Raw genomic sequence first — 11,303 nt, 5'->3', positions numbered from 1 at the left:
TTGAAGTAATTAAGTTTTATTGTGTGTACTTTCCCGCCCGCGCAGTCGGCACGTTAGGGGGAATCATAAAAACCTTTGGAACATCGTCGTATGGAAAATAAAAAAATAAAAATATTGCAGTTCATTTGTTCCACAGGCTTTTACGGTGCGGAGCGCTGGGTGCTGGCACTCGCAAGCCATTTACCCACCGATACTACTGAATCGCTGCTGGCTACCACTCTGGAAGACGACTCCCGGGATCTGGAACTGGTAAGACAGTTCAAACAAAAATGTGGTAACACCTTCGAAATACCGATGAAACACAAATTCGATATTTCCGTTGTCGATAAGTTGGTTGCACTCATAAAACGTGAAAACATCGATATTATTCACACCCACGGATACAAATCAGACATCCTCGGCGTTTGGGCTGCCAGAAAAGCAGGTATCCCTTGCGTTGTTACACCGCATGGCTTTGAAAATGCAAAAGACATTAAACTAAGAACGTTTATTTGGCTGGGATGTCAGGCCATGAAATACGGTGACGCCATCGTGCCGCTGTCGACGCAACTCATGAAAGACATGCACCGAATAGGCGTGCGAAAAGACAAACTGCATTATATTCAGAATGGCGTCGATTTGTCTGAAGTTGAAGCGGTGCGCACTGACGACAGTGTGCCTGCTGAAACCGAGAAACTGCGGGTCGGGTTTATTGGCCAAATGATTAGCCGTAAAAACATCGATGATATCCTGACCATATTTGACGATTTACACCAGGAAGGCATGCCCATTGAGTTGCTGTTCCTGGGGGACGGTGACGACCGAGCGCGGCTGGAAGAAAAGGCCACTACCCTGGCAAGCAAACAAGATATTCACTTCCTTGGTTTCAGAGACGATCGTTTAGCGCTGCTCAAAACCTTTGATTTATTTGTAATGACATCAACATTGGAAGGCGTTCCCCGTTGCCTGATGGAAGCCTGCGCGATGGGTACACCGGTCGCGGCCTACCAGATACCCGGCATCGACCAGCTCATCACACATAACGACACCGGACTGCTGGCGCCGCTTGGTGAGCGCGAGACACTGAAAGGCTATTGGCGTGAGATGTTATCTGATACCATCAAAGCCAGACAATACGGCCTGAATGCCAAGGCATACGTGGAAGAGCATTTCTCCGCGCAGCGCATGGCCAACGAATACATGGTGCTTTTTAAGGATTTGCTACGCTAAGGAACGGCTATGCTTCATCAACAACCGGCTTCTACAATATTTATTCTCACTATTGATACTGAAGAAGAATGGCAGTGGGATGGGCCTTTCCCTCAAGACAATTGCAAGGTTGAAAACGTTCAGCGCATCCCCGAGTTTCAGTCATTTTGTGAGGAACTGGGTATTCGCCCCACCTACTTTGTTGATTACGCAGTAGCGGCCAATCCCTTTGCGGTAAAGGCGATAAATCAGGCTCGTCAGAACAACCATTGTGAAATTGGCGCTCACCTGCATCCGTGGTGTAATCCGCCGTATTTTGGCCAAACCACCGAAGCCGAATCTCATGTGGTGAATCTGCCCCTGCCGCAAATCGAAGCCAAACTGGACGAACTCATGCGGGTGCTGACTGAACAGTTTAATACCCAGCCCCGCTCTTTTCGCACCGGCCGCTGGGGTATCGACAGCAAAGTCCTTACCTTGCTGGCCGATCGCGGTTTCAGAGTAGATTCCAGTGTGTACCCGTTTTATCGCAATGAATACTTTTCTTGTGAGGGCTCCCCGTTGGCGCCCTATTGGCCGGATTTTAACGATCCGTTATCACCCGGCCACCAACGTCAGATTATGGAAATCCCGGTAACCGCAGGCTTTAACCGCCAGGACTACGGATTCAGCGAAAAGCTGCACCGACTGGGGGAAACCGCGCCCATGAAGTTACTTCATACCATCGGTTTATTATGGCATTCACGTTTACTCAGAAAGATCTACCTGAGCCCGGAACTCAACGACGAGCAAAACCTGTGTTTATTGGTCGACACTGCTATCAAGCGCCAGCAGCGCGTGATCCACATGTATTTGCACAGCTCCAGTCTGATAGACGGTGCGACCGGTTTCTTTGAGGAAACAAACTCCCTGAGTATTATTTGCCAACGCATTCGCGCCACCGTTGAACACTTACAGCGCCTTACGCCCGTGGAGTTTTGTACGATCACCGAAGCCTGTGAGCTTCTGAATGCCCGCAGTGCACAACAAGCAGTATTAACATGAAGATCAGACTCGCAACGCAACAAGACAAGAAGCGCTGGGATGCCTATGTAGAAACTCATCCCCTCGCCACGCCTTATCACCGTTTTGCCTGGGGACTGGCGTGTGAGCATGCGTATAAGCAACCCATGCGGTACCTGATTGCCGAAGATGATCAGCACCAGGTGTGTGGCGTTTTGCCCTGTATCGCATTCAAACGCCCTTTCTCTGCAGCAAAATCGGTTGCTTTACCTTATTGTGATACTGGTTTTGCTCTGGGTGACGACGACCAAATCACCGCTTCACTACTGGGCAAATTGCGCAGCCAAAGCGACTACCGGGATGTCAGTCATGAACCGGTAGGCACTGAAGATTTGCAGGCTGGTCAGAAGGTTGTGTTGCGCTTGCCGTTACCAGAAAACAGCGAACTGCTGATGAGTAGTTTTAAATCGAAATTGCGTAGTCAGATCCGCAAAGCCGAGAAAAATGGCCTGACCATGGTTCTCAGTGAGAACCCGAACGAGCATGTTACTTTACTACCTCATTTTTACGATGTGTATAAGCAGAACATGCGATTGCTCGCGTCGCCCGCCCATGCTTACAGCTGGTTTGAATCGGTAATCGCGCACTATGGTGATAACGCTCGTGTCTGTGTAGTCTATCAGGCATCCACGCCCATTGGAGCCGGCATAGTCATTATGAACGGCACGGTGGCAGCAATCCCCTGGGCGTCGACATTGCCGCAATACAATCGCCTGGCCCCGAATATGATGCTGTATTGGTCGCTGCTGGCGAATGTGACTGACGCTGGCATGCAAACCTTCGACTTCGGGCGCTCGTCTTTTGGCGAAGGGACATACAAGTTTAAAACACAGTGGGGTGCGTTGCCCTACCCGCTTAACTGGCACGATGGGTCTTCAACTGACCACCAGCCACAGGCTGTTGAAACCGGCCCACCAGGCGCCGTCAGGCAGCTTGCAGAAAACGTGTGGCCGAAACTACCGTTGGGATTCACGGTCGCCATTGGCTCAGCTATTCGGCGTTACATTAGTTTATAAATCGGGAGAGCCTTATGTGCGGCATTGCAGGATTTAGTCGTTATCAATTCGAACCCGGAGATGAGTCATTACTGACTACCATGGGACAAGCCATTCTGCATCGTGGTCCGGATGCCGGAGGCACCTACCTCGATGACCATGTGGGCTTGTGCCACCGTCGCCTTAGCATTCTGGATCTATCGGCAGCGGGCAACCAGCCCATGTTCAGCAAAGACGACCGCTATGTCATCGTCTTCAACGGTGAAATTTATAACTTTCTTGAAAGCCGTGCGGCGTTAGAAGCAGAAGGGCATGTTTTCTCTACACATACCGATACTGAAGTGATTCTGGCGCTTTACGCCAAACATGGCAAAGACTGCCTGTCTGAGTTAAACGGGATGTTTGCGTTTGCCATATGGGACAAACAGGAACAGTCACTGTTTCTGGCCAGAGACCGCATGGGCAAAAAGCCGCTTTATTACACCTATGAAGAAGGCAAACTGGCCTTTGCGTCAGAAATTAAGGCGTTGTTGCCCGTCCCGTTTGTTGAACGGGAAATTCGCGACGATGCAGTTTACGACTTTTTTGCCTACCAGTATGTTCCTGATCCGAAAACCATTTTCAAAGGTGTGCACAAATGTCCGCCTGCCCATTACATGCTGTATAAAGACGGTGAGCTCGTTTGTCAGCCATATTGGGATGTAGATTTCAGCAAAGTCAGTGAACGCACTGAAGCAGACCTCACTAACGAACTGCGGGATTTAACAGCCCATTGCACGCGCCAACGAATGATTGCAGACGTACCACTGGGCGCGTTCCTGAGTGGCGGCGTAGATTCCAGTGGTGTCGTAGCAATGATGGCTCAGCAGTCTGACAAGCCTGTGAAAACCTGTTCTATTGGCTTCGACGAAAAGCGCTTTAATGAAACCGAATTTGCGAAAACCGTGGCTGACCAGTACCACACTGAACACCATGAGTTTATTGTGCACGACAATGTCAGTGATAACCTCGAACACATTGTCAGCTTTTTCGATGAACCGTTTGCCGACCCCTCGCTGGTGCCTACATACTTCGTCTCTAAGCTTGCGCGTCAGGAAGTGACTGTAGCGATTGCCGGTGACGGCGGCGATGAAGTCTTTGCGGGCTATGAGAAATACAGTATTGATGCCATCGAAAACAACCTGCGTAACAAAGTACCGGCATGGGTAAGAAAGCGCATTTTGCCGAAAGTCGCCAACCTGGTCGCGGGTTCCGGCATCTCGGTATTGAAAAAAGTAAAATCACTGTGTGACAGTCTATCCTGTGACCCCGCCATGGGCTTTTATCTGACCAACTCTCAGATTGACGACCGCCAGTGGCAACAGCTTGTGGCGCCGGATTTTGCTGCCAGGCTGGGCGAGTACCACCCCAGCAAAATCACCTTGGATGCGTATGAGCAAGCCAATGGCCCCGACCACTTATCGCGTATTTTGTATACCGATATGAAAACCTATTTGCCCGGCGGCATCCTGGTCAAAGTAGATCGCATGAGTATGGCCCACTCACTGGAAGTGCGCGCCCCTATTTTAGACCGCGATGTCATTGAATTCGCGGCCACCGTGCCGTCGGCATTTAAATTTAAAGACGGCGAGAAAAAACATATCCTCAAAGAAGCATTTAAGCCACTGCTACCCGACGACATCCTGTATCGCAAGAAAATGGGCTTTTCTGTGCCGCTGGATCAATGGTTGCGTGAGGAAATTAAAGCCATTGCTGAACGCTACCTGTTTTCCTCAGACGCCGGATTACTTCGCTATTTTAACGCCAGTGCGATTCAGCAATTGTGGAATGAACACCAATCAGGCAGCCATCAGCACGGTACCGTGCTGTGGAGCTTGCTGATGTTTGAAATGTGGTATCAGCGTTATATGGTCAGCACAGAGAAAGCAGCGTGAGTAAGGCAATCAATGTCATGCATATCACCTATGATATGCGAATTGGCGGCACCGAAATGGTAGTTAAAAACCTGATAGAAGGGTTTGATGATCCGGCGTTTAAGATGTCTATATTCTGTATCGAAGCACCACTGGGACCATGGGGTGAAGACTTAGCCAATGCGGGCATTCCCATTACCACGGTGGCAAGGCAACCTGGATTTGATCGCGGGCTTATTAAGGCGATTCGGCAACACCTCCGCGAGCACAATATCGATATCATTCATTGCCACCAGTACACCCCCTGGGTATACGGTGTGTTAGCAGCGGCAGGCCTGAAAACCAAAGTCATTTTTACCGAGCACGGTCGTTTTTACCCGGATTTTGGCACCTGGAAGCGAAAGCTTATCAACCCGGTGCTTGCGTGGTTAACCGACGCGACCACCGCCATCTCATCTGCCACTAAACAAGCCCTGGTGACCCACGAAAATCTGTCGGCCAGAAATATCGAGGTGATTTACAACGGAATAAAAGCAGTTGAGCCGGTGCCTGAAGAAACTCAACAGGCTTTGAAAGCGGAGTTGGGTATTGCCGCCTCACAAACGGTGTTTGGTACCATCGCCCGATTCGACCCAATCAAAAACCACCTGATGATGCTGCGCGCGTTTAAAGACGTACTCGACGCAGGCAAAGATGCAAAGCTTGTTATCGTTGGCGACGGTGAAATGCGCGCCGACATCGAGACGCTCATCAAAGAACTGGGTATCAGTGACCATGTGGTGCTGACCGGATACCAGCCACAACCCGCCCAATATCTTTCGATCATGGATATTTTCCTGCTGTCGTCATTCAGCGAAGGGACATCCATGACCTTGCTTGAGGCGATGTCTTTGGGCAAGCCTTGTGTCGTGACAGATGCCGGTGGAAACGCAGAGGTTATTGCAGACCAGCAAAATGGCCTGGTGACCGGCAACGACAAACAACGCGAATTTGCTGACGCCATGCATACCCTGGTAAACGATACGGACACCTATCACCAATACCAGCAGGCCAGCTTTGCTCGCTTCAACGCCCTATTTACGGTGGCAGCAATGTGTCAGTCATTTCGCAAGATTTATACTACAGTTATGCAGTAAGGTAAAAATCGCCCCATGAGCAGTAAGTGAGACAGAACAATGACAACAGAGGCCACTCCTCACCCTCAGAAAAAGCGTTTTTGGCACAAGCGCCGTGTTGTTAAATACACGATTATCTCTGCGCTACTGATCCTCATTTTTTCAATCTCACCGCTGGTACTGCCAACAAGTGATTTAACCCCTTCACAGGCTGCACAAGCGCGGGCTGGCGCAGCCAGAATCATCAAGCCACTTATGTCGGCCAGAGAACAGGCCACGATTGCAGTGACTAACGAGCAGCTCACGGCAATCTCCGACACAGTGAGCTATACCGTACCCGCCGTGCAGCTGAGACTCAACAGCAGTGCCATGGGTATATTGATGGCCACCAGCATTACCACTATCCCTGGCGCAGTATATTTAAATGCACAATGTATGCTGATCCCAAATCTTGAAGGCAAACTGGAATTCAATCAATGCCGACTGGGCAACCTGCCGTTGCCGGGTATCATGGTTGAATATCTGTTTAAAGGTATCGCCCGCGTATTTTTCGGCGAAGAAGCTCTGTTAACCTTTAACAACATCCTCGCAAATGCCCAGTTAGGTAACGATAAACTGGTTATCAATTTCCACAAGCCGGGCAACCTGAAGGCCTCTGTTGAAGACAGGATCACCGATACCTTTAAAGTGATACAAGAGCTGCGACAACTCGATAGCGCCGACACAGAAACTATCACGCTCTATCTCGACTATATCCAATCGCATGCCACGCGATCAGATAATACCGCTGAATTAGTCGGCAAAACGTTCTTGTTCGCGCAGTCGCGTTCTATAACCGAAGACCCGGTAGACGAGAATATTGCTGCATTGTGGGCACTGACGATGACACTCGGTGCACCAGAATTTGCACGTATAGTGGCCATGCCGGTTGACTATAGCCTGATGCTGCCAGAGAAGTTTGTACTCAGAAATCGCATGGACTTGCGATTACACTTCTTCTTTTCCGTGGCATTGCGACTGGCAAGTGAAAAGCAGCTTAGCGTGAATATTGGTAAGTTAAAGGAAGTCATGGATACGGCACAAGGGGGCTCTGGGTACAGCTTTCGTGACTTAACTGCCGATAAATCCGGCGTAGAGCTGGCCGACTTTGCCATTTCATCTGAAGACAATGCGCGCCGGGTACAGGCTATACTGGCTGGCAGCAAGGATGAAAACCTGTTTATTCCACTGTTACACGACCTGCCTGAAGGGTTCAGTGAAACTGCGTTTCAGCGCACATTTGGCAGTGAGAGCGATGAGCGCTACCTGGCGATGGAAAATACTATTGACGGACGCATAGCAGCATTGCCGCTGTACAGTGATGAAACAAGTACCGCCTACCGCCGCGCGCCGGCAGTCAATGCCGATGTAGCACTCAATCAAAGTGACATTACCGTTAGTCAGCAGTGGTATCAGGTCGACACGCATATTCATACCCGTTATTCCGACGGCGTGTACAGTGTCGTTCAAATTGCTGAACAGGCCAGTGCCTTCGGCTGTGATGCGATTGCCATTACCGACCACGGCGATCAAAATCTCAAACAAGTGTTGTCGGACACCTACTGGCAAGATGTTGGGAAAGCAGCCAATGCCAATCCGAATTTATCGATCATGGCGGGCCTCGAATGGAATATCCCGCCATTTGCAGGCCGTGAGCACGTCACTGTACTGCTGCCTCAGAATGACCAAACGCCCGCAATGCTGTCGGCATTCAGGGATCAATTTGACCATTATGGCAAATCAACGCCCGTTGATATTGATGCTTCTGCGGCCATGCAATGGTTGAATCAACAGTACGCAGGGCAGTCGGATTCACCGGTAATTATTTACAACCATCCCAGCCGAAAGGACGCCTCAGAAGGCGAAAATCAGCACGATATGGAAAACTGGTTGCAACAGAGCCCCTATGTAATTGGCTTTTCTGGTTCACCAGGGCATCAGAAAAAGCGCGGTGATGACAACGGCTCCTACAACTTTAAATTCAAAACCCGACATGGCTGGGACCCTGCCATTGCGGTTGTGGGTAAAGACTGGGATGCTCTGCTGATGAGCGGACGTCAGATTTATGCCGCCAGAGCTCCGTCTGACTTCCATAACGACAATATGGATTATTGGCCTTGTGAATTCTCAACGACGCATGTACGGGCAACGAGTAATGCACCTCGTCATATAATGGCAGGGTTCAAGCGAGGCCACTTCTGGGCACAACATGGCAAATTTGTTGACGCTTTATCTGCTACGCTGGAAGATAGCAACGGTAAAGTGCTGGCCAATGCCGGCGACACCCTGTCGACCAGCCAAACAGGCCTGCAGGCTCGCCTGACCGTAAATTTAGCTGCAAAAGACTGGCAAGGCTTCGCCACGTCATTGGATGAAGTCACTGCGGTCATCATCACCGACCAGGGTGTTGATACACGGACCTTCTACCCGGAAACAGGTAAGAACCCTTATGTTTTCACTGTCCCTTTACCGCCAAGCGGTTCACATGTGGCGGTAAGATGGTTTGGCAGAAGTATTCAACCTGAACAGCATCACTACCAGTTCTTCACTAATGCAGTGATGGTGCAGCGCTGACAGCACTATTTTGGTTGGGTGCGGCGTCGCATCCACCAGAGTGGAATTAGCACCATGAGTGCGGGAAATAACCACTTTGCTACGTACGCGAACTTTTCGAAATAGTATTTTTTCGTTATAAAATGGGATGTCCCATTCCACACCTGATAGCCGACATTTTTAAGTTCATTGGCAATCATCAACTCGCCATCATTAACACGCCCTAATTGAGCCTGATAAGCCAGCGCCAGTGCTTCAGGCTGTTGCTGATAATAAGCTACGCCATGCTCTAGCACGACACCGAAATCAGCGTCGAGTAGCAGGGTTTTGTCAGGTAATTGTGCTTCAACCATAACGTGTCCGGGCACAGTAATAATGGTATTCGGTATCCCTTGTTCATCAAGCAGCCCTGATAAAGTCATGGAGGCGTCTCCACAAATACCTATCCCTCGCGCCAGGCTGCGATAAGGATCGCTAAAATGGTAGCGCTCGTACTCGGGAATGGAGGTCACAACGCCCATCAGATACAAGATGAAATTTTCCCACACGGGCACGCGCTGATGGAACGTATCCGGGTCGTACATCAGCCACTCGACATGGGCAATACCGTTGGCCAATGCCAGTGTCAAACGGCGTGCATAGGCTTCGTCTGACTCTTCCGTGCGGCGCACGATAGCCTGTTTTAATTCGATGGGGCTCAATGTCAGGTCTTGCTCACCAAAACGCAGTACCTCTGGCGTTAATCCTTCAGGCCGTATATCGCGATTCAGACCATACAAATTTATTGCCATCAACACACAGCCGACTATCACAGAAGCGACCAGAAAGCTGTTTACAACCAGGGCTACCCGTTTCATTGGTTTTGCTTTATTCCTCTGCTAATAACGCGTCCACTGACTATTATTCACAAAACGCTGCCGAATAACAGCATCCGGATTCAGGCGCAGGTCTATCATGATGAAAACCGAGCTGTGCATTTTCTCACAACTGGCTGGATGAGCTTCAACGTGTAGCGGTAACAATGTACCTGCTTTAACACCAAAATAACCGCAAGCTGCAACAAGCCAAATAAACCAACCGTAATGGAACAATGCAACACTAACTGCCAGAAGGAGGTCACTTCCGGCACTACCTGAAACGCCACCCAACCACTACAGTAAATAAACAGTATAGCCGGAAGTACAGGCGCCAATAGCGGAACAAAGGCTTGCTTACCCACAAAAGCCCCTATCACCACAATAAAGAATAAACAGACTGAAATGAGATCTAATCCAATTTTATACTCGGCTAACTCGTACACACTGGCAAAGTCAATTGAGACAAACATGATGCACTGCACCAGTGTGGAGTATATAGAATAACCCAGCAGCAGTTTCGTGCGGTCACGCAACATCACTATCTGACTAAGTATGTTGTTCAGGGTCGCAACAATGATAAAAAAAGCAAAGATCCCCAACAGCTCGGCATACTGTACCCATTTGTCGCCCAAAATCAGGTCGACGACAAAGAAAGCATGCACGTACATCAGATATATAACCGGCGCAGTAATAACAGACATATAAAACAGCACTACCTGCAGTTGCTGCTGGAAATAAGACTGATTGTTTTTAAACTGCGAAAATTGCGTTAGTAGTGGGCCGCCCAGGGGGGTGATGAACGTAGACGTTGGCAAATCGGCATAATAGCGCATTGAGGTATATGCCCCTATCGTCGCTTTCTCGAACGAAACACTCACAAACATTGCATCGATTTGACTGCGAAAAAAATTGATAATCGACTGTGGTAACACCCATTTAGAAAACTCCCACTGGGGTCGAAAGTTTTTCAGGGTAAACCGGGGGCGCATTGGTGCGATCACATAACTGGCAAAAAACTCACTGATGGTTGCTAACAGCTGCCCAATTACCAGTGCCCAGTAAGTTTCAAAAATGACGGCAATGCCAATGGTAATCCCCGTGGTGATGATCCGCGAAGTAATTTGCCATTTGGTAATTGCCCCTAACTCCTGGTTTTTCATTTTAAAGGCCATGCCCGGGCTGTTAAATAAGCCAATGGCCAGGTGCAGACTCAGCACCAGAATAATGGGCATTAGCCGGGAATCATCGTAAAACAACGAGATCGGGTAGCTGGACAAGGCCAACAGCAGAGCCAGGCCTCCTTTTAACACGAGATTCAACGACCAGTTGGTCATTACGTGATCTTCCGTTAACGTTTCCCTGCTAAGTAAATAACTCACACCACCGGTGTTGGAAATCACCACTATAAAATTCAGAAAGATCAATGCAATGGCAACCAGACCATAGTCTTCTGGCTTTAGTATACGCGCCAGAATCACCAGACTGACGATACCAATCAGCCGACGGGAAAGTTGCGTCAACACAGACAACATTATCGCAATGATGCCCGAGCGTGCTGTAAGCATGAAGGGTCCTTTTATA

Annotated in this window: 8 protein-coding genes; 6 read left to right on the top strand and 2 right to left on the bottom strand. The window is 49.4% G+C overall.

Annotated features, from left to right (window positions below; genetic code table 11):
* The first annotated feature begins 90 nt into the window (after positions 1-90).
* Genes AC4MRN_RS07000 through AC4MRN_RS06975 form a run of 6 tightly spaced genes read left to right on the top strand, consistent with a single transcriptional unit; the run spans position 91 to position 8,886 of the window.
* Positions 91-1,209, top strand: a complete 1,119-nt coding sequence (locus AC4MRN_RS07000) for a glycosyltransferase (RefSeq protein ID WP_255051412.1) — start codon at positions 91-93, stop codon at positions 1,207-1,209.
* Positions 1,210-1,218: 9 nt separating this feature from the next.
* Positions 1,219-2,232: a polysaccharide deacetylase family protein gene (locus tag AC4MRN_RS06995; protein ID WP_073319481.1), complete on the top strand. Its 1,014-nt coding sequence runs from the start codon at positions 1,219-1,221 to the stop codon at positions 2,230-2,232.
* Positions 2,229-3,266, top strand: coding sequence for a GNAT family N-acetyltransferase (locus AC4MRN_RS06990; protein ID WP_491202869.1), 1,038 nt, complete (start codon positions 2,229-2,231; stop codon positions 3,264-3,266). The genes AC4MRN_RS06995 and AC4MRN_RS06990 overlap by 4 nt, the downstream gene beginning before the upstream one ends.
* Positions 3,267-3,280: 14 nt before the next feature.
* Positions 3,281-5,179, top strand: a complete 1,899-nt coding sequence (gene asnB / locus AC4MRN_RS06985; RefSeq protein WP_491202868.1) for an asparagine synthase (glutamine-hydrolyzing) — start codon at positions 3,281-3,283, stop codon at positions 5,177-5,179.
* On the top strand, positions 5,176-6,294 hold the full coding sequence (locus AC4MRN_RS06980; protein WP_491202867.1) for a glycosyltransferase: 1,119 nt from the start codon (positions 5,176-5,178) through the stop codon (positions 6,292-6,294). The genes asnB and AC4MRN_RS06980 overlap by 4 nt, the downstream gene beginning before the upstream one ends.
* Positions 6,295-6,333: 39 nt before the next feature.
* The gene (locus AC4MRN_RS06975; protein ID WP_491202866.1) at positions 6,334-8,886 is read left to right on the top strand and encodes a PHP domain-containing protein; all 2,553 of its coding nucleotides are present in this window, start codon (positions 6,334-6,336) and stop codon (positions 8,884-8,886) included.
* Positions 8,887-8,891: 5 nt separating this feature from the next.
* Here AC4MRN_RS06975 and AC4MRN_RS06970 read toward each other — a convergent pair whose 3' ends face one another.
* On the bottom strand, positions 8,892-9,722 hold the full coding sequence (locus AC4MRN_RS06970) for a hypothetical protein (protein ID WP_491202865.1): 831 nt from the start codon (positions 9,720-9,722) through the stop codon (positions 8,892-8,894).
* 95 nt (positions 9,723-9,817) lie between these two features.
* The gene (locus tag AC4MRN_RS06965) at positions 9,818-11,287 is read right to left on the bottom strand and encodes an oligosaccharide flippase family protein (RefSeq protein WP_073319498.1); all 1,470 of its coding nucleotides are present in this window, start codon (positions 11,285-11,287) and stop codon (positions 9,818-9,820) included.
* Between the last annotated feature and the right edge of the window lie 16 nt (positions 11,288-11,303).

The organism is Marisediminitalea sp., from assembly GCF_984433645.1.
This window is presented reverse-complemented; position numbering and strand designations above follow the sequence as displayed.

Coding starts and splice junctions, on each gene's coding strand:
- AC4MRN_RS07000 (WP_255051412.1), top strand. CDS start 91: ATGGAAAATAAAAAAATAAAAATATTGCAGTTCATTTGTTCCACAGGC.
- AC4MRN_RS06995 (WP_073319481.1), top strand. CDS start 1,219: ATGCTTCATCAACAACCGGCTTCTACAATATTTATTCTCACTATTGAT.
- AC4MRN_RS06990 (WP_491202869.1), top strand. CDS start 2,229: ATGAAGATCAGACTCGCAACGCAACAAGACAAGAAGCGCTGGGATGCC.
- asnB (WP_491202868.1), top strand. CDS start 3,281: ATGTGCGGCATTGCAGGATTTAGTCGTTATCAATTCGAACCCGGAGAT.
- AC4MRN_RS06975 (WP_491202866.1), top strand. CDS start 6,334: ATGACAACAGAGGCCACTCCTCACCCTCAGAAAAAGCGTTTTTGGCAC.
- AC4MRN_RS06970 (WP_491202865.1), bottom strand. CDS start 9,722: ATGAAACGGGTAGCCCTGGTTGTAAACAGCTTTCTGGTCGCTTCTGTG.
- AC4MRN_RS06965 (WP_073319498.1), bottom strand. CDS start 11,287: ATGCTTACAGCACGCTCGGGCATCATTGCGATAATGTTGTCTGTGTTG.